Source organism: Salsuginibacillus halophilus (assembly GCF_003014715.1).
Classification (GTDB): Bacteria; Bacillota; Bacilli; order Bacillales; family Marinococcaceae; genus Salsuginibacillus; species Salsuginibacillus halophilus.
Map to the genome: position 1 here is coordinate 201,461 of NZ_PYAV01000002.1, position 21,148 is coordinate 222,608.

Annotated in this window: 24 protein-coding genes; 7 read left to right on the plus strand and 17 right to left on the minus strand. The window is 43.3% G+C overall.

The window, feature by feature from the left end; translation table 11 throughout:
- Positions 1–93: 93 nt before the first annotated feature.
- The 4 genes from B0H94_RS02480 to ctaG all read right to left on the minus strand — a co-directional run bounded on the left by B0H94_RS02480 (position 94) and on the right by ctaG (position 2,253).
- Positions 94–420 carry a redoxin domain-containing protein gene (locus B0H94_RS02480; RefSeq protein WP_106587657.1) on the minus strand — a complete coding sequence of 109 codons (327 nt, stop codon included), beginning with the start codon at positions 418–420 and terminating at the stop codon, positions 94–96.
- Between the two features lie 3 nt (positions 421–423).
- Positions 424–603, minus strand: coding sequence for a hypothetical protein (locus B0H94_RS02485; RefSeq protein WP_106587658.1), 180 nt, complete (start codon positions 601–603; stop codon positions 424–426).
- 85 nt (positions 604–688) lie between these two features.
- Entirely contained in the window at positions 689–1,288 is a 600-nt protein-coding gene (locus B0H94_RS02490) for an SCO family protein (RefSeq protein ID WP_181315220.1), read from the minus strand.
- A 32-nt stretch (positions 1,289–1,320) separates the two neighbouring features.
- The gene (gene ctaG / locus B0H94_RS02495; RefSeq protein WP_106587660.1) at positions 1,321–2,253 is read right to left on the minus strand and encodes a cytochrome c oxidase assembly factor CtaG; all 933 of its coding nucleotides are present in this window, start codon (positions 2,251–2,253) and stop codon (positions 1,321–1,323) included.
- Between the two features lie 192 nt (positions 2,254–2,445).
- Between ctaG and B0H94_RS02500 the strand changes: the two genes are divergently transcribed.
- The 3 genes from B0H94_RS02500 to B0H94_RS02510 are packed head-to-tail and all read left to right on the plus strand — an operon-like array spanning position 2,446 to position 3,964.
- On the plus strand, positions 2,446–2,898 hold the full coding sequence (locus B0H94_RS02500; protein ID WP_245893876.1) for a GNAT family N-acetyltransferase: 453 nt from the start codon (positions 2,446–2,448) through the stop codon (positions 2,896–2,898).
- A 29-nt stretch (positions 2,899–2,927) separates the two neighbouring features.
- Positions 2,928–3,653: an AzlC family ABC transporter permease gene (locus B0H94_RS02505; protein WP_106587662.1), complete on the plus strand. Its 726-nt coding sequence runs from the start codon at positions 2,928–2,930 to the stop codon at positions 3,651–3,653.
- Complete coding sequence (locus tag B0H94_RS02510; RefSeq protein WP_106587663.1) at positions 3,653–3,964, plus strand: AzlD domain-containing protein; 312 nt, start codon at positions 3,653–3,655, stop codon at positions 3,962–3,964. The genes B0H94_RS02505 and B0H94_RS02510 overlap by 1 nt, the downstream gene beginning before the upstream one ends.
- On the opposite strand, the gene B0H94_RS02515 is transcribed toward B0H94_RS02510, so the two are convergent.
- The 6 genes from B0H94_RS02515 to B0H94_RS02540 form a co-directional block, all read right to left on the minus strand.
- Entirely contained in the window at positions 3,961–4,425 is a 465-nt protein-coding gene (locus B0H94_RS02515) for a BsuPI-related putative proteinase inhibitor (RefSeq protein ID WP_106587664.1), read from the minus strand. The two genes, B0H94_RS02510 and B0H94_RS02515, sit on opposite strands and share 4 nt — an antisense overlap.
- A gap of 30 nt (positions 4,426–4,455) precedes the next feature.
- A complete protein-coding gene (locus tag B0H94_RS02520) occupies positions 4,456–5,274 on the minus strand; it encodes a YitT family protein (RefSeq protein WP_106587729.1) in 819 nt (272 codons plus the stop codon).
- Positions 5,275–5,469: 195 nt separating this feature from the next.
- On the minus strand, positions 5,470–5,796 hold the full coding sequence (locus B0H94_RS02525) for a hypothetical protein (protein ID WP_106587665.1): 327 nt from the start codon (positions 5,794–5,796) through the stop codon (positions 5,470–5,472).
- 79 nt (positions 5,797–5,875) lie between these two features.
- Positions 5,876–6,829 carry a hypothetical protein gene (locus B0H94_RS02530; protein WP_106587666.1) on the minus strand — a complete coding sequence of 318 codons (954 nt, stop codon included), beginning with the start codon at positions 6,827–6,829 and terminating at the stop codon, positions 5,876–5,878.
- A gap of 163 nt (positions 6,830–6,992) precedes the next feature.
- Positions 6,993–7,136, minus strand: coding sequence for a lmo0937 family membrane protein (locus tag B0H94_RS02535; protein WP_106587667.1), 144 nt, complete (start codon positions 7,134–7,136; stop codon positions 6,993–6,995).
- A 302-nt stretch (positions 7,137–7,438) separates the two neighbouring features.
- A complete protein-coding gene (locus B0H94_RS02540; RefSeq protein ID WP_106587668.1) occupies positions 7,439–8,527 on the minus strand; it encodes an AI-2E family transporter in 1,089 nt (362 codons plus the stop codon).
- 340 nt (positions 8,528–8,867) lie between these two features.
- Between B0H94_RS02540 and B0H94_RS02545 the strand changes: the two genes are divergently transcribed.
- Both B0H94_RS02545 and B0H94_RS02550 read left to right on the plus strand, forming a co-directional pair.
- On the plus strand, positions 8,868–9,923 hold the full coding sequence (locus tag B0H94_RS02545) for a TAXI family TRAP transporter solute-binding subunit (protein WP_106587669.1): 1,056 nt from the start codon (positions 8,868–8,870) through the stop codon (positions 9,921–9,923).
- A gap of 193 nt (positions 9,924–10,116) precedes the next feature.
- Positions 10,117–12,111 (plus strand): TRAP transporter permease, encoded by a 1,995-nt coding sequence (locus tag B0H94_RS02550; protein WP_106587670.1) that lies wholly within the window; start codon positions 10,117–10,119, stop codon positions 12,109–12,111.
- Between the two features lie 46 nt (positions 12,112–12,157).
- Here the strand turns inward: B0H94_RS02550 and B0H94_RS02555 are convergent, their stop codons facing one another.
- Together B0H94_RS02555 and B0H94_RS02560 are read right to left on the minus strand one after the other, a co-directional pair.
- Positions 12,158–13,012 (minus strand): MurR/RpiR family transcriptional regulator, encoded by an 855-nt coding sequence (locus B0H94_RS02555; RefSeq protein WP_106587671.1) that lies wholly within the window; start codon positions 13,010–13,012, stop codon positions 12,158–12,160.
- A gap of 59 nt (positions 13,013–13,071) precedes the next feature.
- Positions 13,072–14,451, minus strand: coding sequence for an aspartate aminotransferase family protein (locus tag B0H94_RS02560; RefSeq protein WP_106587672.1), 1,380 nt, complete (start codon positions 14,449–14,451; stop codon positions 13,072–13,074).
- A 283-nt stretch (positions 14,452–14,734) separates the two neighbouring features.
- Between B0H94_RS02560 and B0H94_RS02565 the strand changes: the two genes are divergently transcribed.
- Complete coding sequence (locus B0H94_RS02565) at positions 14,735–15,544, plus strand: hypothetical protein (RefSeq protein ID WP_106587673.1); 810 nt, start codon at positions 14,735–14,737, stop codon at positions 15,542–15,544.
- Between the two features lie 82 nt (positions 15,545–15,626).
- Here B0H94_RS02565 and B0H94_RS02570 read toward each other — a convergent pair whose 3' ends face one another.
- The 3 genes from B0H94_RS02570 to B0H94_RS02580 form a co-directional block, all read right to left on the minus strand.
- Positions 15,627–16,490, minus strand: coding sequence for a fumarylacetoacetate hydrolase family protein (locus B0H94_RS02570; RefSeq protein ID WP_245893882.1), 864 nt, complete (start codon positions 16,488–16,490; stop codon positions 15,627–15,629).
- A 63-nt stretch (positions 16,491–16,553) separates the two neighbouring features.
- Positions 16,554–17,120, minus strand: coding sequence for a hypothetical protein (locus B0H94_RS02575; protein WP_106587675.1), 567 nt, complete (start codon positions 17,118–17,120; stop codon positions 16,554–16,556).
- A 78-nt stretch (positions 17,121–17,198) separates the two neighbouring features.
- Entirely contained in the window at positions 17,199–17,783 is a 585-nt protein-coding gene (locus B0H94_RS02580) for an NAD(P)H-dependent oxidoreductase (RefSeq protein ID WP_106587676.1), read from the minus strand.
- A 96-nt stretch (positions 17,784–17,879) separates the two neighbouring features.
- Here B0H94_RS02580 and B0H94_RS02585 point away from each other — a divergent pair, with 96 nt between their 5' ends.
- Positions 17,880–18,335, plus strand: coding sequence for a hypothetical protein (locus B0H94_RS02585; RefSeq protein WP_106587677.1), 456 nt, complete (start codon positions 17,880–17,882; stop codon positions 18,333–18,335).
- 591 nt (positions 18,336–18,926) lie between these two features.
- On the opposite strand, the gene B0H94_RS02590 is transcribed toward B0H94_RS02585, so the two are convergent.
- Complete coding sequence (locus tag B0H94_RS02590; protein WP_106587678.1) at positions 18,927–19,982, minus strand: EAL domain-containing protein; 1,056 nt, start codon at positions 19,980–19,982, stop codon at positions 18,927–18,929.
- 160 nt (positions 19,983–20,142) lie between these two features.
- Positions 20,143–21,141 (minus strand): methylmalonyl Co-A mutase-associated GTPase MeaB, encoded by a 999-nt coding sequence (gene meaB / locus B0H94_RS02595; protein WP_245893877.1) that lies wholly within the window; start codon positions 21,139–21,141, stop codon positions 20,143–20,145.
- Between the last annotated feature and the right edge of the window lie 7 nt (positions 21,142–21,148).

Below are 21,148 nucleotides of genomic sequence, written 5' to 3' on the forward strand. Positions count from 1 at the left end.
TCGTCGTTATGCGTAGACTTCAATATATACATAAAAGCTTTACATAAAAAAAGCTCCCTCCAGCTTAAAGAGCTGAGGGAGCTTTCATGCACGTTATTCAATTTCCTCTAAAGCTTCAATGATATTGGATTCTGTTTCATCCATGTGCATTCCAAACATATCATCTTCATAATTCATAATGACCGAACCGTTTTCATCGAGTACGCTAACGCCCCGCTTCGGCTGGTTATTATCGACCATATTTGTATGCTCTAAAACATCCAGGGCCGGATCGGATAAGAAAGAGTAAGTGATTCCTAATGCTTCTTTTAATTCTTTATGAGCCTCCGGCGAATCGGGACTAATTGCAAACAAATCTACATCTACATCATCAAACCGGTCTAACTCTGCCTGCAGCTGCCCGAGCTGCTGTTGACAGATCCCTCAATTGGTTCCTGTAAAATGAAACAGTACAACCGGCTGTTCGTTATTTTCTAATGATATATCTTCATGTTCTTCGCCAAGTGCTGTTAATGCTTCATCATCATCGCCACACGCTGCAAGCAGTGCTCCTGTTAAAGTAACCACAAATAGCAACGGGAGCTTTCGCAATAGAAGTTTCACGGAGGAGGCCTCCCTTCTTAGAAAATATTGTTGCTTACTTGATTTAATGTATCAATCTGTACGTGTTTGGTCAATTAATTAAGATTCAGTCCTCAACGATAGCTTCAACGTCGCCGGCGTAGCCTTCTGTATCAGTATCCATGCCATCAAATGTATGCACAACTTGCCCCTTTTCATTCACGAGGAAAAAACTAGTCGCGTGAATAATATCATTGGCTTCAGGATCTTCTTGAACGACACTTTGAAAGGACGCTTCAGCAAAATCGCTGATCCATTCATCAGAATAACCTGTTAAAAAGTCCCATGTTTCAAAATCAGCGTGATAAGCTTCCCCGTATTCATGTAACCGCTCTGGTGTATCGAATGATGGATCTACCGTAAATGATACAAACTGAATATCTGCCTCCCGCTCCTCAAGTTCGGCCTGCAAACTCGACATATTCGGTGTCATTGTATTACATACAGATGGACAGCGTGTGAATACCATACTTGCCATCCAGTAAGTTCCTTCAAGATCCTCGTTTGTTACCGTTTCACCTTGTTCATTTTCTGCTTCGAACTCTTCCACATATAATTCCTGTCCAGATAAATCACTTCCGCTGTCAGCTTCGGATTCATAAAGCCAGCCGCAGCCGGAGAGCGTAGCAATAACACATGCGACCAGCATAATTTGCAACCTGCGCATCCGCATGCTCCCCCCCTTTTCTAACTTCACCATTATGACTGTCTTTCTGATGTCTGCATATGCGCAGGTATGTCATTAATAGAAAGTTCTCCATCTTGCTGTTTCTCTTTTGCAAGCCACTGCTTGAATATATAGCCGATAGTGATACCGTAGGCAATTTCCTGCATAACTTTCATTAATACACCTGCCAATTGTTGATCAAGGTGCGTATTTAACGTTAATAATGCATTTGAGGTGTTAAACATGCTCATCGGCACATCACTGCCGGCTGGTACACAGTAAGCCATTACTTGCGACCATACCGCCGGATCTGTGTATGTGCTATAAATCGGCTCGCCAGCAAAAATAATTAACGCACAAGCCGGCGTAATTAATAGACCATTTGCAAAAACGTAGCCGATGCGCCGTAAATCCGAAAGTCCATCTACTGTTGGCAGTGGCGAAAGCATGTGCCACCACATGAGCATTGCAGCAAGCAGTAAGGCAATCTCGTAGATGCTGTGCAGGCCAACATTCAGCATTAACATATCAAAAACAACGGGCATGTGATAAAACGAAAATAAAGCATTAAATAACAAAAGTCCCAGGACCGGATGAAACACAATTTTATGCAATACTGGTACCTTTTCTTCTAGGCCTTCATACAAATACTGAATTAGCCAACGGGGCAGCGCTAATAGAATCAACGGTACCGCTAAAATATAAACGAGCACCATTTGAAACATATGTACACTGAACACCATGTGTCCGAGCGCATACAACGGACCGCCCCATCCAAAATAAATCGCTGTTAATCCTGTAACAAACATGAGGTCCTGCCCAGGTGTTTGCGGCTCGCTTAAAGGAAAGCGGTGACGCATACGCCTTGTAATATAAAAATATAAAAGAAAGACGATGAATAAAATGACGAGCAGTTCCGGTGTAAATAAACCACGGAACGAAAAAGTTGAAAAGTATTCGCCCACAGCAACTTCTCCTTTCTAATCATTGTGTTGCTATGAAACCTCTACACGTAATATAGCATATTTTTTTCATCATCAAATGAATAAGATGTTACAATTTTGCTTCTTAAGCATTAGGCTGACGTGTTTTAAAGTAAAAAACTGTGGTATGATATGAAAAGGTGCGACCGGCATTCCACGGATAGGAGGAAAACCATGAAGATCTATGAAGTTACCTCACAAGCAACAAACGAAGAAATAGAACAGATCGCCAACTTACTTATGGGGCAGATGGAGTCGATTGGTGAAGATCACGCATATGACCGTTTAAGAACTGCTATGGATGAAGCGCTAAGCGAAGAGGCCCCAGCGCATTTAGTCGTTGCAGAAAAAGATGGTGAAATGCTTGGTGCTGCATTTTTTAACGTAAGTATAAGCCTTGCCAAAGGTGGCTCTTATATTTGGCTTAACGATTTATACGTACATAAATCTCACCGGAATCAAGGGATCGCTAAGAAACTGCTCCGTCACGTCATTCACTGGGCTGAAAACCATAATATGAAAGGAATTGAGCTTGAGACCGGAGTTAATAACCAAGCAACGAAGGCCTTGTATAACTCATTAGGTTTTTATGACATCGTTTCGAAGCGATATGGTTTTCGGTTTTAAACTTTAACAGATATGAAGGTGTTTTAAACGTGCAGACAACAACGCTATCAAGCACACCCTCACCTTTTTTACGCGGGCTTACCGACGGCTTACCTCTAGCTGTTGGATACGCACCGGCAGCCATCACTTTCGGTTTTTTAGCTGCTTCCACACATTTAACAATGGTGGAAGCTGTTTTAATGAGCATGCTCGTATTTGCCGGTGCAGCTCAATACATGGCTTTAAACTTAATCGCGTTAAGTACAGGTGTGCTAGAGATTATCTTAACCACTTTTGTCGTTAATATTCGTCATTTACTTATGAGTATATCTTTAAATGAGAAAGCTGAAAAAGACCACCCATTGAAAAAAGCCGGGTATGCATTCGGAATCACAGACGAAGTTTTTACTGTAACTTCGACAAAAGAAGCTCCTGTACCAACAGGCTATATTACTGGTGTTTTTCTCATGGCTTACATGAGCTGGGTTGTTAACACCGCACTTGGTCATGTGGGCGGGGCCCTTCTCCCTGAAGTTTTACAGCAAAGTATGGTGATTGCACTATATGCTTTATTCCTCGCGCTCCTTGCACCTGCAATGCGCTCAAGTCGAAAAGTTATTTCTCTAGCTGTTCTCGCTGCCGGACTGAACGCTGCATTTGGTCTTGTCATCGCAGAAGGGTGGGCAATTATTGCTGCAACATTAACAGCCAGTGTGATCGTAGAAATGATTGTGCCGCTTGAACAAAGCGACAATCGAAAGGAAAGTGAGCCTTAATGTCTTATGAAATGATGCTATTAATTCTTGGCATGGCCGTCGTTACTTATATTCCGCGAATGGTTCCCCTCGTTTTTTTAAATAATAAAAAGATGCCGTCAAAACTTGAGGGCATCCTGCACAATGTACCATACGCCGCACTTGGCGCATTAATTTTTCCTGGAATTTTATTTGCCGCTGAAACCATCTGGCTTGGTCTTGCCGGCGGTGCCACAGCTCTTATTCTCGCATGGCGTGGCCATCACATGATGACCGTTGTCATTGCCTCAATTGGCACCCTGCTTGTGTTGCAGCTTCTTTTTCCTGGTTAAAGCGAAAACGAGAGAGTGCGCACTTTCTCATCCACTTCTTTATCATTCCACTGAAAAGCTTTGAATACCGCTGTTACATGCACTGCTTCAGCCTGCAAATCTCCCGTTTCTAACTGCCAAGTATCACTGTCTCCAGAAGGAATTTGAACTTCTTCAAGTGCCTGGGTAAACATTTGACCTTCTGAAGAGTTAAATACAACATTGTCAGATTCATCTTTTAAGATGAATCTGACTTTTTCAGCTGAAGGAAATGTTAAATTTAAGTCCTCGTCTTCACGGTTGAAAATTGTCAAACGAAGCGACCAGCCTTGTTCTTTTTTCACCGCTTCGCTTTCTATATGCCACGCCTGATCAAGCACAGTAGCTGAAGCTGCATGCGTTTCTTCACTTTCCGACCCACAGCCTGCTGCAAACGCTAGAAAACTCATAAAAAAGAAAATGGCTCTTAATTTATGATACACGTTAAGCCGCCCCCTTACTCATCCCTTGCGCTAGCCATCACGCCGGAATGAACCGTAAATATCCGCTGTATTTACAATGTTTGTGAACGCATTAGGATCCTGGTCATGAATGACTTGTTTTAATGAATACAATTCGTACCTTGTGATGACAATCATTAACACTTCTTTATCTGTTTCATCATATCCGCCTTTTGCAGGCATTCGTGTAATACCCCTAGTAATATTTGCATGCACCGCTTTACGGACTTCTTCCGGTTTTTTCGTCACCACCATAGCTGTCAACTTCACATGACGGGTATGAATCATATCAATGATGCGCGAAGTTACATAAATCGCTACGAGGGTGTATAGAGCAGCTTCCCAGTCAAATAGCAATCCGGAGAAAACGACGATCATGCCGTTTAAGATTAAAAAGTACATGCCGACCGGGCTGTCATTCATGCGCGCAAGTACAAGAGCGATAATATCAAGGCCACCAGCAGAAGCCCCGTACCTTAATGGCAGCGCTGCTCCAGCCGCAGAAATCACTCCGCCGAACACGGCGTTCAACAATATATCCCCGGAAATCTCTTGAACCGGGACAACTTCTAAAAAGAAGGTTGTCAAAGCAACGTGCAAAAAGCTGTAAAACGTAAATAATTTACCGACTTTCACCCACCCAAGCACGGCAACAGGAATGTTAAGTAAAAAAAGGAGTACACCTGCAGATAACGGAACAAGTGCTGCGAATAACTGTGCAACCCCGGTCATCCCACTTGCAAACACATCTGCAGGAATTAAAAATAAATTTAAACCTACAGCCACAGCAAGAGCGCCGATGATAATAACACCGACTTTCGTTAATTCCATTCGCAAGGTTGTATTATGTGTAATCAAACGGCTCACCTCGTCTATGTCCCCAGGATTTTTAATCAATCCTTGTTCAGCAGTTCTCGAAAAACATCGAAGCTTTTAAACTGTATCAATTCACTTATCAATGCTCTTTTTCCATTGTACACGAAAAAAACAAGGGTTACTAGCAACCCTTGTTTTTTCAACATCATATTACTTCTGCTTTGTGTATTCGGCTCCATCTTTTGTTGGTTCGAAGGTTTCTTCTTCAGTTTCCTGCTTTTCATTAAAATGAAGGACAGAATACATTGCGCCTTCATCAACCATTTTATTATCTGCTAAATCATGAGGGTCCGAATGCCCTACTTTTTCGCGAAGTTTTTCATCTTCATCTTCTTTGCTCATGCCTTTAAGTTGTGCAATGGCGCGCTGAGACGTATGCATCAACCTTTCCCGCTTTTCTTCATCGCGCAAAACGTAGGCGGCGGTACCAACAGCACCAGCAATAAGTGAACCTAAAAGAAACTTTCCATTGGCCATGACATGCTTCCCCCTTTAAAGGTATGCTATGTAATATCATACCCGCTGAGCTGAAATATAAACCGGAAAAGTCAAAAAATTAATTCTCTGTTGTAAACAAAGGAGCGACATGTCGGTGCCATAAGCCGATTCGTTCGATTTCGTTACGATCATCCGCTATAAACCAAATTGAACCTTCGCGTACATCATATACACGTACTGTTTTTCCAACAGCTTCGAATTCTTCATAACTGCTCCCATACATCCTGCGCGCCTCAAATAGATCATCGCCAACCGCCACATTTTTTGAAGTTGCATAATCTTCATCTGAAGCAATTAAATAAGTAACCGTTTCACCTTTAATTTCAATCTGTACATCCGGTACATCTCCGCTGCGTTCTTCACCAAAGCGATTCGTATAATTAAATTGATTCATACCGCCATGAAACCCAATTTCATCTGCAGCTTTGCCATACCCAGTTTTCCAATCTGCATTAAATGCATCTTCTGCACTTGCACGCGTTGCACCTACAGGAACGCCGGAAAATCCTAATAAACTCCCTGTCTCTAAATGCAGACGAGCAGGATCATCGAACCAGTAAGCCTGCACACCGAAATGCTCCACATTGCGAAGGGCAACGGACTCACGATTATCGACCTGCTGCACCCAGCCTTCCTCATCGAGCACATCATAAGGCCGCTCGTCTTCAAAAGGGTGGTTAACACCTAATGCTTCCTGAACATCGCTATATTCATTCAAGGCTTGTACAGCCGCTGCTACCGGAAGAAAGATCTCTCCGCCGGCCCAAAAAGGTGCACCGCCATAATTTTGCTCTTGACCATCGATGTAAACTGGAATATCCGGCTGCAGCTCGTCAAATTCCGGATGTTCTTCCTCATCAAGGTCTGCATCTTCTACTTCTTCTTTCAACTGTTCAATGTCACCGAGCAGGTCTCGGGGAAACTCCCCTTCTGCTGTTTCTTCTCCTTGAAGGTTTGCCGTGAAGGCGAAAAAACAAATGACTCCTGCTGCTGATAGAATGGTTCGTTTCATGCTTTGCGCCGCCTCTCCTATTTCTTTCTATATTTCTAGTATACACGTCAAGTTTCATTAAAAAAAGCTCGACGGGAAAGACGGTAGCTCATCTAAATAACAGCCGGCAGATCAAACCTCGCTTTCCTGCCAAACGACCTGCCGGTATGCAGCATTTTTTAATTTAAGGACGCCGGCCGCTTACTAAGTTAAAGATACCTACAATCAGGGCAATTACGAGCAGTAAATTAATTAAACCGCCGCCAATCTCAAAACTGAATCCAAGTAGCCATAAAACGATTAGAATACCAACTACAGTCCACAACATAAATGAACGCCTCCTCGAGTGTAAAGTTATTGCTTCTGTCGCTTACATTCCTGTTTAGAAAATGTTTTAAACGAAAACTTTTACACAAAGCGAACTACTTTACAAGAAACGGCAGCGTGTAGACAAACTTTTAAGAAAAGCGAAGGCTGACGTCTTTTTTCGGCGGACGCTTGCACCCGGAGCTCGGAGCAGTAAGCTGTGCGAGAACCTTAGGTGATGTTTTTAGAAAACATTCTACTGTACCGAAAGAAGGCTTCTTTATTCAAATTTGAACCACGCGACGAAGGTATCACGTGTATAACTTAATCCGTATTCGCTTGACGAAGTTTAATCAACCGGTACGTATTACTTGCGATCACTTTTACAACTGCATATGTCGGAACAGCTAAAATCAACCATAAAATACCACCGAAACGGCCGGCAACAAGTAAAAGCAGTAAAATCGTAACCGGGTGGATTTGCAGTTTTCTCCCCATGACTTGTGGAGATATAATGTTGCTTTCAATCTGCTGCACAATCACGACCACAATAACGACAAGCAGTCCCATAAGCCAGGAGTCAAATAAACCAACAACGACGCCGGGAAACGTTCCTATCCAAGGACCTACAAACGGGATCACGTTCGTAAACATCGCAACAAGCGCCAGCACCAGCGGATAATCTAAGTCAATTATGAGATATCCGATATAAACAAGGACCCCGACGCAAAAGCTGACAATGACCTGCCCCTGAATATAGGAACTTAAGGCGTGATCCATATCATTAAAAATTCGGCGTGCTTCATGTTCGTTTCGGGTGGAAAGGAACCGAAAAACTTGATCCGGCGCTTTCCCGCCTTCTTTAAGCATGTAATACAGCACAAAAGGGATGATGATTAAGACGATAAGGAAATTAGCAATTGTCCCTACATATCCTGTAATATTTGTTCCGATATTTCGGACAAAGTCATTCACAACAATTGCCGCTTCACGTGTAAGTTCCTCCCACGTGTATTGATCCGTCTGTTCAATAAATTGACCAATTAGTTCATTTTCCTGCAGATTTATAAATGTGACCTGCGCTTGATAAACAATGCGCGGCACTGTATTGATTAAACTATTAAACTGATTTTGAACTTCCGGCCCTACTGTTAATATGAACATTGTAAGTCCACCTACAGCAGATAAGTATAATAGTAAGATTGCAACCCCGCGCGGGATCCAGTTTGCTAATAGACCGACAAGCGGGCGAAACAAGTAATAAAGCACACCGGCAACGGCAATTGGTGCAAACAAAATCTGCAGTACTGTAAACATTGGTTGAAATACAAACTCAATTTGCTTCAACATAAATATAATTAATGCAGCTAGCAAAACCCCGTATCCTATACGAAAATACTTCCCTTGAGGCATATCATCACCACTTTTATCAATATCAAACGAAGACTTTACGAGCTTTCGTTTTGTAGGTACGCTAAATCTACTTATCAATCTCGAAATAGAAAATGTTTCTACAACACTATGCTTATTTTAAGACGGGATGTATTGTACATGCAATTATTCTCATCACTTAAGGTCGTTTTACAAAACAGCACTAACTTTATTATACATTACATCTCGTTTTATATTTTTGTGCAAAACACGCTAAGAGCCCAGCTTACAACACTAAACATTGACACCTTGCAAAACCTTTGATTAAATATGTATGCGCAGACTAATATCTGCCAAGAACAAACATTTGGGGGGAATCTACATGAAATCACGTCTACTGATGATGCTGGCAATGGGCTTTACAGTTGGTACAGTTCTTGTCGCATGTGGCGAAGAGCCGGATGGTGATGAAGCGCCGGAAGAAGATGAAGGTGCTGAAGAAGACGGTGCTGAAGAAGACGGCGAAGCTGCCGGTGATGTTGAAGAAGTTACCGATATGCAGCTTGGTACCGGCTCTACAGGCGGTACTTATTATCCACTCGGTAATGAAATGGCAACAGTTATGAACGATAACGTAGATTATGATGACTTCTCTGTAAGCGCTGTATCAACCGGTGCTTCTGTTGAAAACCTTGCAAGTATTGGTCAAGGTGATCTGCAGCTTGGTATGAGTGTTCACCTGCCGGCACTTGATGCGTACAACGGCGAAGCTGATTTTGACGGCAATCCTGTTGACAACTTCGGTTTTATGGGTCACATCTATCCGGAAGTTATGCAGATTGTTGCACTTGAAGATTCCGGCATTGAATCAATTGAAGACCTCGAAGGTGCTGATGTAGCGATCGGTCCAGACGGCTCCGGAACGCAGGAAGCTGCCCGCATTATTCTAGAAGCTTACGGCCTTGAAGAAGGCGATTATAATGAATACGCAGAAGGCTTTGGCGATGCGGCTAACCGTATGCAAAACGGTAACCTTGACGCATCTTTTGGTCTTTTAGGTCTACCTAACACAACAATTGAAGAAGATCTAGGCAGCCAGCGTGATATCACGCTTCTCTCAGTTGATGAAGAAGAGCTTACAGATATCGAGGAGAACAGCGGTTATGAAGGCATGACTATTGAAGCTGATGATTACAGCTTTCTTGACGAAGATGTCGAAGCTGTAACGGCTTACGCAATTCTTGTTGGTTCTACCGATCAGATCGGTGAAGACCTCGGCTATGAAATTGTAAAAGGGCTCTATGAAAACACAGATGAAGTCTCCCACCAACAAGGTGAAGCAATGGATATGGAAAATATCATGAACGGCTCGAATGATTTACCGCTTCACCCAGGCGCAGAACGTTTCTTTGAAGAAGAAGGGCTCCTTGACGAATAATAAAGCTCTTTTAAGAACATAGGTGAAAGCCGCCTATGTTCTTTTTTATGAAATTTTTTAAAAAACTTCATGGTTTATTGAGACACTCTACATATTTTTTTGTTATGATAAGACTACATTTTGCCCAAAACCGCTATAAACTTTTCCTTAGCGGCATAAGCTGAAAAAATGAGTTTTAAAGGTGGTGACTTCGTTGACGGATCGCAACGTACATAACAGTGCTAATACAACAACCGAAGCGTCTGACAGTAAAGACGTGCTAGAAAAATACGACCGCGAATCCGCGGTTCGTCATGATTTAGGAAAGTGGTTCTGGGTAACAGCCATTATTGGTATCTCTCTAACGATTTTCCACTTATATACGGCCATGCAGGGGCCTTATACTTCACTTATCCAAGGTGCGATTCATCTTGGTAGCGGCATGGCATTAATTTTCGTGTTATATCCAATAAAAAGAAACATGACAAGCCGCGCAGGCGTGCCTTGGTATGATGCGATTTTAGCGATGGCCGCACTTTATTGTAATTTTTATATTGTGTGGAACTACGATGCCCTCTCAAATGCAATCGTGCAAGGTTACACTGCGCAGGACACCTTCGTTGCGACGCTTGCAGTGCTTCTTTTACTTGAAGCAACGCGCCGGGCGGTCGGTATCCCGATTGTCATTATCGCTGCTATTGCGATTTTATACGGGGTATATGGTAACGCTGCAATGTTTGGGGTCTTTTCGCACGGAGGGTTTGAGTGGGGCGACATGATGCGCCGTCTCTTTTACCGAACAGAGGCTATCTTTGGTACACCAATACAAATTTCATCAACGTACATTTTCTTATTCTTGTTCTTTGGTGTGATGCTCGTTCAAACCAATATTGGTAAGTTTTTTAACGACTTAGCTTTCGGCCTTACCGGACGGTTTACCGGCGGTACAGCAAAAGCCGCTGTATCTGCTAGCGCCTTGCAAGGAACGATCACCGGAAGCTCCGTAGCTAATACAGTAAGCTCCGGCTCATTTACAATTCCGATGATGAAGCGAGCTGGATTTAAGCCTGAATTCACAGCAGCTGCTGAAGCTTCTGCCTCTACTGGCGGACAAATTATGCCGCCGATTATGGGCGCTGCTGCTTTTATTATGGCAGACTACACAGGTGTACCTTACAGTGAAATTATCATTATTGCACTCATCCCGGCGTTTCTCTACTTCTCTGGTGTATTTATGGGAACTCACTTTCAAGCGAAGAAGCAGGGGATTCACGGCCTGCCAAAGTCAGAACTTCCTTCATTGAAGAGTATTGGTAAGCGTCTGGATTTACTTGCTCCACTTGTCGTCATTATCGGTTTGTTGTTGAATGGTTTTACACCGACATATGCTGCATTATACGGGATTTTAACTTCGTTTATTGTCAGCTTGTTCCGCGAAGATACGCGAATGAATATCCCTAAAATGATCGTAACGCTCGAAAAAGCAGCCCGGACAGCACTGCCAGTTATCGCCGCCTGTGCTTCTGCCGGTATTATCGTCGGTATCGTTACAACGACCGGCTTGGGCGGACAAATCGCTGGTGGTATTTTGCAGCTTGCCGGTGGTAACTTCTTCTTAATTATGTTCTTTACGATGCTTGCGTGCATATTACTTGGCATGGGGCTTCCGACTACAGCAAACTACGTTGTCACTGCTTCAATGGCTGCACCTGCGCTTATTGAATACGGTGTACCAGATGTTGCTGCACATATGTTCGTATTTTACTTTGGTATCGTTGCAGACATTACACCGCCAGTTTGTCTTGCTGCTTATGCCGGAGCCGGCATTGCAAGGGCAAATCCGTTAAGTGCTGGTGTGAGTGCCTTTAAACTTGCCATTGCCGCGTTCATTGTACCTTATGCTTTTGTTTATAACCCTGTGCTTGTTTTACAAGGGGATGCAAACTTCATGAGTGTCTCGATTGCTGTCGCGACAGCTTTAATCGGGATGGCAGGTGTGAGCGCAGCAATGATGAATTACTTCTTTGCAGCACCTAACATGATTGAACGCTTACTATTGTTCACTGGTGGTTTAATGGCTATTTATCCAGCTACCATTGATGATCCAGGGTCAATTGCAATTACGGTGGGCGGCATTGCTCTTCTAGCTGTCATTGCGCTACTGCAAGTCTTACGAAACAAACGGAACAAAACAGAACCAGCTGCATAAAAAAACGGGCTCACCTTAAGCCAATAAGGTGAGCCCGTTTTTCATTTCATTCTTCAAATACAGAAAACGTCTCCCATAATCCTTCGAGTTCTTGAAGCCGGCCCTGAACTTTATCATGTTCTGAACGGGTGACTGCAGTGATGAGCGCACTTACAATACTTAGCGGAGCGGAAAACGAATCAATAAAAGAATTAATTTCAGTAGCCGCAAGTAGTTTTTGGTCACCATATGGAACGAGAGGAGACATTAAATGATCCGTGATTACAACCGTTTTCGCATTTCGCTGCTTCACGTATTTTAATACATCAACCGTCCGCTTTGTATAACGCGCAAATCCAAAGCCGATAACAAGATCATTTTCAGTAATATCCAAGAGGTGTTCGGATACGCTGTCAGCTTGAGTAACCATTTCTGTATTTTGCAGAACCAAATCTAAATAAAAGGTTAAAAATGAGCCAAGACTGGCTGCACTTCGGTAAGCAATAACATAAATTCGTTCTGCTTCGATAATATCGTTAACCACTTCTTCAAAAACCTTTGGATCAATTTGCTGAAGTGTCATCTGTAAGTTTTGTATATCATCAGATAGCACTTCAGTAAACGCATTTTCCGGTGTATCGCCAACTTCTGTTGTCCGCGCGAACACTTCAGCAGATGTCCACTTTCGCTGCAATGCTTCCTGCAGATGCCGCTGTAAGTCTGGATAGCCTTTAAAATCAAGAAACATGGCGAACCGAACAACTGTCGCTTCGCCAACACCTACATTTTTTGCTAGTTTTGATGCAGTTAAAAATGGTGCCGTCTCTGAGTAATTTATTAAATAGTTCGCGATTTTTTTTTGCGACTTGCTCATATCATCTTGCAGAGCAATAATTCGCTGATACACATCACTTTCAAGCATTGCTACCCATCCTTTGTCCGCCGCAACATCTGTACGGGTGCATCCGGATGGAACCTTCTTTAGCGCTTTAACAACACACGCTCATACGCCTGTATCGTGGTTTGAATATCTTCCCAAGTATGCTCGGTGGATAAGCTGTAACGATTCAGCGGCTTCGTGTAAATGCCTTCTTGAAGCAGCTTCATATCAATCTCTTTGCGCATAGACAAGTTCGTTTCCTGAAGGTCCCGATAGTTGCGGATGGTTTCTTTCTCTGTTAATACTACACTAAAGATCGAACCTTCGCCAACCGCTTTCATCGGAATGCCTGCTTCAGCAAACACCCGCTCTAATTCACGTTTTAAATGCTCCGTCTTTTGAAATACTTCCTCAATCTCTTCTTCTAAAACTTCGATCGTAGCAAGACCTGCTGCCATAATCATTGGATGGCCGTTGTACGTTCCGCTGTGGAATAACACATCGCTTGCTTTTGCATTTTTATTTTGACTGCTGTCAAATACGTCAGCACCTTGGTTTGGCGAAGTGACTTCCATCACATCTTCACGTCCACCTACAATACCGACTGGAAAACCACCGCCAACAACTTTACCAAGCGCCGTTAAATCCGGCTTAATGCCATAACGCTCTTGTGCGCCTCCGAGACCGAGTCTAAAACAAGTTTTAACTTCATCAAAGATTAATAAGATGCCAAGTTCTTCAGCAAGGCTCGCAAGCCCATCAAGAAATTGCTGTTCTGCAGGGATATAACCTGACTGAAGCGGCTCAATCATCATTGCCCCAATTTCGTCTTTATGCCAGCGTAGAATTTTTTCAGCGGATTCTAAATCGTTAAATGGCAAAACGACGGTGTTACGTTCATGAGAAGAATGCATGCCCTTAGATTCAAGCACAGCGTTTGGTTTTTTCACTGAACCTGCTTCTTTTACATTCGGGCTGACGCTGACAAGCATCTGATCATAGCCGCCATGATAATGGCCTTCAAACTTTGCAACTTTATGCTTGCCGGTATATGCGGCAGCAACACGCAAAGCAAGCAGTGTCGCCTCTGTGCCTGAATTTGTGTAACGTAGCTTCTCCATGCTCGGGTAAAGCTCTTGAAGTTTTTTACCCATTTTAACTTCAAGCTCGTGCGGTGCGCCAAACAACCACGTTCCATGGTCTTCCATCTGCTCGATCATTGCTTTTTTAATATGCGGGTGACCATGCCCTGTCATAAGGGCCCCGTAACTCAACAAGTAATCTAAATATTCATTGTCATCCATATCTGTGATGCGGGCGCCTTTTCCGTGTTTCATGGCAATTGGGTGTGGTGCGAAATGCTTAATATTTGCCGTCACCCCACCTGGCATAACGCTTTCTGCTTCTTCCATAAATGCCTGGGAAGCTTTCGTCTGCTCTACATAATCGAGCACAGGATGCTCAAGTTTTTGAATTGCCATAATCTCTCCCTCTCCTAAAAGAATTTTTCGTTTCATTTATTAACGTTTATGAATTGTTAATTTCATTTTATGATAGATTCATTCATTTGTGAAGTCATTATTTCATTTTAATTTGATTTATGAATTGTTAATTTCATGTTCGTAAAGCTCTTATTGCTCGCATAGGATGATTTGCTTATTTTTGTTTTTGGCTTTCACAACGATTGCGTTATAATTGTATAAGTATCGCTAAACAAAATTACGGTGAAAGATTTGGGATCACACAGGAAAGTAGGATGAAAGATTGATTAAACACGTATACTCAACCTTTGTTATGTTTACAGTCACCATCTTCACAATCGTAGGGTGCGGGTGGTTAAACACTTCTACGACAAATGAAGAGCCGGCCGAAACGAGTTCTAATGAAACTGATACAGATTTTACTACATTTATGGAAAACCCTTATTATCAAGTTTATGTCAATCATTCTGAACAGCGCATGACAGAAGAAAAAAATAAGTTTGTCATTGAACTACATGTCGCGGCTCAAGACGAAACAAACCGTCTTGAGCCTGATGACTTAAATTTTCATTATCAAGAGGCAGCTTTTGATGAAGACGGGCGGACGTACCCGCCAATTGATGAACCATCCGTAAGCTCGCTTGACGGAGAGGAACACATCATAAAGGTCGAACTGCAATACCAAGCATTTTTGCATCGTGATACATCAGAAATTGAAATTCCTTTTGCTTTTGAACCTGTAAATGAGCCCCAAACCGTTGAATTAAGCCCCTTGAACGAATCGATTGCTCCGACGACGCGCGACCATTTCATTTTGCGCAGCCTTGAGCGGTCAGGCGAAGAGCTGTCCTTTCAAGGTACAGGGCTTCACCCCCTTGAAGGGGCAGATATATGGATTTCAGTAAACGACGAGCAGTTTTTTCCGGAAAATCAATTAACGGAAACATCAAATAATGAGCGGAGTATCGAAGCTGAATTAAGGTTTGCCATGCCGATTGAGGAACATTACACGCTGCATATTGCTCGTCCGGCACTAAACGATGTGATGTGGCGCAGTACATTTCACTTACCGGCTGAGGAGTTTTATGAATAATTCTCAATGTTTAATATCATTATCGACAAACAAAAAACCGGAAAAGCAGGCTGTAAATCAGCGCTCAGCTTTTCCGGTTTTTTTATGCTTTCTGCTTGATAACATTTGTTAACGTACCAATGCCTGGGATTTCTACACTTACCTCGTCTTCATCCTGTAAAAACCGGGGCGGATTCATCGCTTTACCGACCCCCATAGGCGTGCCCGTTGCAATAATATCTCCTGGTGATAGTGTCATACCTTTTGAGATTTCAGCAATAAGCTCCGGTACAGAAAAAATTAAATCCTCTGTTGTACCATCTTGCCGCAGTTCACCGTTAACTGTAGTGCGAATCTTAGCAGGCAAGTATTGCGCCATTGCGTCTTTTGTTACAATCGATGGACCCATTGGACAAAACGTATCACCGCTTTTTCCTAAAAAGAACTGTTTGTGACGACTTTGTCGGTCACGAGCTGTAATATCGTTAATAATGGTATAGCCAAAAACACTGTTTTCTGCTTCATGAACAGAAACATCCTTTACTTCTTCCCCGATCACAACGGCAAGTTCACCTTCATAATCCAGCTGTTCAGTTACTGCTGAATTAAGTTCTATGGCTGAGCCTGCGCCGGTGACAGAGCCGGGAGCTTTCGTAAATACGACAGGTGCTTCTGGAATATCGGCTTCGCTTCCCATTTCAATCGCATGGTCTTTATAATTTTTACCGATGCACAAAACATTTTTCTGCGGCCGCGGGATAGGTGCCAGCAGGGAGGTTTCAGGATGATACCAAAAATCTGCTTGATGATGAAAGACGGCGTTTTCATATAATCCAAGAATGTAAGCTTCACTTCGTCCCGGATCATTGAGCCAGGCAAGTAGTGTCTGCGGTAAACGAACCGTTTCTGTAAGCGCCCTTTCGGCAGCCGGAAGATTTAAAATCTTATGTTCCGTTTTCGCAAAAATCCCAAATGTTTCTTTTCCGTCACGATCATAAAAACTTACAAAGCGCAAGCGGCTTCCCCCTTTTTATTGCTCAATAAATACATCCCAATGTTCAAGTGTTTCATCTAATTCGTCTGCAGTTTCAGCCGAAGCAGCTTCGATTTCAGCTAACAAAGGTTCTACTTCTTGAGCAAACCAAACCTCATACTGAAAGCGGGGCCGGCCTTCACCTTCAATATAACCGGTTTCTTCAAGTAATGTTTCAGCAGAAGCCGGCTCAAAATAAAATACAGCTTCGTTTTCACCGTCAGGCGAAAGCTCACGAACGTAAGCTGGCCAGTATAAGCTCTCGGCAATGACGTAGGATTCAAATGGTACAATGACAACGGGTGAATCCATCACTTCAGCACCATCTTCTGTAATTACAGCATCTTGATAACCAGCACTTTCGGTAAGCACTTCTGTTATAAGAAAATATAAACCGATCATTGTCACCGTAACAACAATGGCAAGGAACCGTTCCATTTGCTTATGGTTTTCTTTCCTTTTACGGACCCATTTTGTTAACAACCAGCCGATCACAAAAGCAGCTGAAAGAAGGAGTAATGATACTATAAAATGAAATAACCACGGGCTCAGCGTCCAAATCATGCGTAACGCCCTTTCTATGTAGCAGTATTGCGGCAAAGGGCCGCATCTGCTTCATGATAGCTCGTTTGTAGAACGATTTCAAGTATCGGCTTGTGCGCGGGCAAATGCTTCCACCTCACGTATCATTTGTTCATGCTCAGCTTGTCCAGCTTGTACCACATTCCCAAAATGCAAATTTCCGCCCGGGTTCATGCCGCAAAAAGAAAAAATAGAATCATTTAAAACAGATTCGAGTGCAGCCTGCATGTCGTTTGCTTCTTCTTTTGGGCTGCCTGTGGTATAAATCGCATGCGCCCGCAAATGGTTCAAGTGACCGATCGGCGATTCGCCTTCTAATTCATAGGCAAATCCATAAGAAAGTACACGGTCAAGGTAGCCTTTACCAGCGGCGGGAAAAGTTCCCCACCACACCGGAAAAATAAGCGTCACAGCTTCTGCATGAGCTAAAAATGTATGTTCTGCTTGCACATCTTCAGGATACCGCCCTCTTAACGACTGCTGATATTCCTCGTCCGTTAGTGTAAGCTTCATAGAAAGATCATACACAGCGCGTACAGTGACGATAAAACCGTTTTGTTCGAGTTCCTTGCGGTAAGCTTCAAGCAGCCGACCGTTAAAACTGTCATATGTGGGGTGCATATAAATAATTGTATGATGGCGCATGCCGTTTCCGCTCCTTTTTGATTGAAATTTGTTTGCTTCTATGATCAGCGGGTACTACGTATATAAACCGTATATGAACAAAGGAGGTATTACACCGTGAGCAAAATGCTGACTGCCCTCGCCGTCTGGTCGGTATTTGTCGTAAGCATGGGGATATTGTTTCCTGTACCTACGACAAACAACGTCTCTACAATTGAACAAACATTGCAGAGCTTTACGGTTTATGGATTTTTCTCATTACTTCCTATTGTTTTTTACGGTGCAGGTGTTTCCTACATTGCTGACTGGACAGCCCGGGCTTTTTCAAAACAGCACGAGCATTTCACCTCTTTTCTCATGCATATCACCGGTGCATTAATTGCTGCTCCTTTTTTCGATTTTCCTGATGCGTTTATGTTCACTTTAATTGCTGCGGTTTTGTTTTTCGTGCTGGACAGAACTTTTGCGCTTTTAAGTTTGCGGCCATTTGAAGCTTTTCTTACCCGGAGATGTGCTTTATTTATTGGATTGAACGGAGCATTTGCTACAATGATTGGCGGGATCATGACGTAAGTATCTCATTCTTTTCGGCCTGAGCCATTCGAACGCTGCCAAAATATGAAATCATTAACATTCAAATCCCTCCGCTTTACACGTCGCAGGAAGTGGGCGCTGCCCGCTTAAATGAAATAAACGAAAGCCACCCCGTTGATCAGGGTGACGTAGACTGTCGACAAAGTAGAAAACATAACATTCACGCACAGCTTACTGCTCCGGGCTCCGCGGACTGCCCTATTAAGAGCATAAAAACTGAATCATGAACGTAAACTTCACTTCAGACGGACGCTTTCCAATGTAAATGGTTCCCTTTATCGTTCGTAAAGCGTCATTATGAAATTGATCCATGTAGCTATTGCTTGCTCAAAAGGACTTTTACAATTGATGACCCTCAAATGACGCAAGGCTGACGAGCATCGGCGGCGACGCCACCAGGAACAGCGCGAGCCGAAAATCCCGCAGGCAGTGACTTTCTGCCGAGGAAGTTGAGGCCGTGCCTGGGGCAAGCGTCCGCCGAAAAGCGACGTCAGCCTTCGTTAATCTAAAAAATTTGTCTACACGCTGCGCACCCCGTTGATCAGGGTGGCGTTTTTTGTGCATCAGGGATTACAGTGCCACTTTATTGTTATTCAGCGGTTCGGCTGCCGGACGCCCGATATAAAAGCCTTGGGCATAGTCAACGCCGGCGTTCTTTGTTGTATCGAGCTCTGCATGCGTTTCAATGCCTTCCACAAGTACTTTAGTTCCTTGTTGATGAGCGGTTGCGACAATGCTTTCAATTCGTTTTTGTTTTACTTCATCCGTATCACAGTCCCGAACAAGGTCACGGTCTACTTTCACGTAATCCGGCTGCAGCTGTTGCATTACTTCTTCAGAAGCATATCCAGAGCCTAGATCGTCAAGCGCAACTTTCACACCGTACTGCTTGTAAACATTAAATACTTTTTGTAGATGCTCAATGTCGTCAATTTTTTCAGTTTCAACAACTTCAAAAATTAAATCTTCCGGATGCACGCCGTAACGCGTGACAGCTTGAAACGTTGTCCGTAAGCAGTGTGAAGGATCATAAATCGATGAAGGTAAAAAGTTAATAAACATTTTTGTCCCAGACGGCAGCGCAGCAGCACCTGTACTTATTGATGACACACGAGCCCGGCTGTCCAGCAACGTCTGCAGTCCTGCTTCTGATGAGTAGGAAAACAGCTCTCCAGGGTGAAACTTATGCGCATCATCTAATGGACGAACGAGAAACTCATAGCCAAACACTTCGTATTCATCAACTTCAATAATTGGCTGCATATGGTGAATAAACTTTGCGTCGTTAATGATTTGAAAATAATGCGGATTATCTACCCTGAGCAACAGCTGATCAAAAGGCGCCATATTTGGAAAGCGTTCCTTTTGTTTCGAAGACCACGTGCCATTCAATTTTGATTTATCTTCCTTTGAAAGGCTTGTATCCATATGTTTTAACGTTTCACGCATCTCGTCTTTAGATTGAAAATGTACTTCAAGTGAAGGCTCGTAATATTGGAATGAGCGTCCGGCATCTTTAAGGACTTTTTGAACTTTGGTCATCGTTGAAACTTCGGCACTTTGGAGGAGTAAATATCCTTCCTCAAATAAGTGGGGCATTTGTGAGCAGGCTGAGCAGCTTTTCATATGTTCACCTCTAGTATGGATTATTAAACTTTCTCAATTTTGGATTTGAATGGAGAAAGAGCATTACGCAATTAGTAATTCATACCCATACTTGCTATACATATAAACTTATTGAAAAGAATTATATGAGAAAAAAGACAGAGACTTTGACACTATCTCCTTACTTATCCTCCCAAAATTGTTGCAAAAGCTGCTGAACGGCACGTGCTGGCGCTGTTTTTCCCGAAATCACAGATGCTTCGAACGCCGGCCAGGCCGATTGAACGCCTGGATTTTGATAAAAGGTACGTTCGAGTTCTTCCTGCACCATTGCTTTCATCCAGTCACTCATTTGATGGCGCCGACGCTCTGTTAAACGACCGCTCTCTTGTACTTTTGAAAAAAACGTATCGATCCGCTCCCACATTGCTTTTAAACCATCATGATATAAAGCTGAGACTGTATGCGCTTCGGTCGTCCAACCGGGTGTAGACGGCTGCAGAAAATGGAGCATTCGGTTAAACTCTGCTCGAGCATTTAAAGCAGGCTGTTTGTTTATTCCATCTGCTTTATTAATATAAAGATCGTCCGCAATTTCCATAATCCCTTTTTTCATTCCTTGAAGCTCATCACCGCCACCTGTCAATACGAGCAGCAGGAAGTAATCAACCATAGAGCGGACAAGTGTCTCTCCTTGACCGACACCGACTGTTTCAACAATAATAACGTCAAACCCAGCTGCTTCGCATAAAAACATCGTTTCCCGGCTTTTTTTCGCGACGCCGCCGGCAGTACCGCCTGAAGGTGACGGACGTATAAAAGCATTTGGGTGTTTTGACAGCCGCTCCATCCGCGTTTTATCACCTAATATGCTGCCGCGGTTTGTTGTAGAAGACGGATCAACTGCAAGCACAGCAACACGGTAACCTGCTTCACAAAGCATCATGCCAAAGGCTTCAATCAATGTGCTTTTACCGGCTCCGGGCACTCCAGAGAAACCAAGCCGGCGAGCTTTACCGGTATAAGGAAGCACCTCTTCTACAACTTGCTGGGCTTGATCCCAGTGCTTAGCTGACCGGCTTTCAATTAAGGTGATGGCCTGAGCAAGCGACGCCCTGTCGCCTGCAAGCACCCCTGCTGCATGTTCTTCAGCTGTCTTTTTCCGCCGCTTTTCGACCATGTAAGCC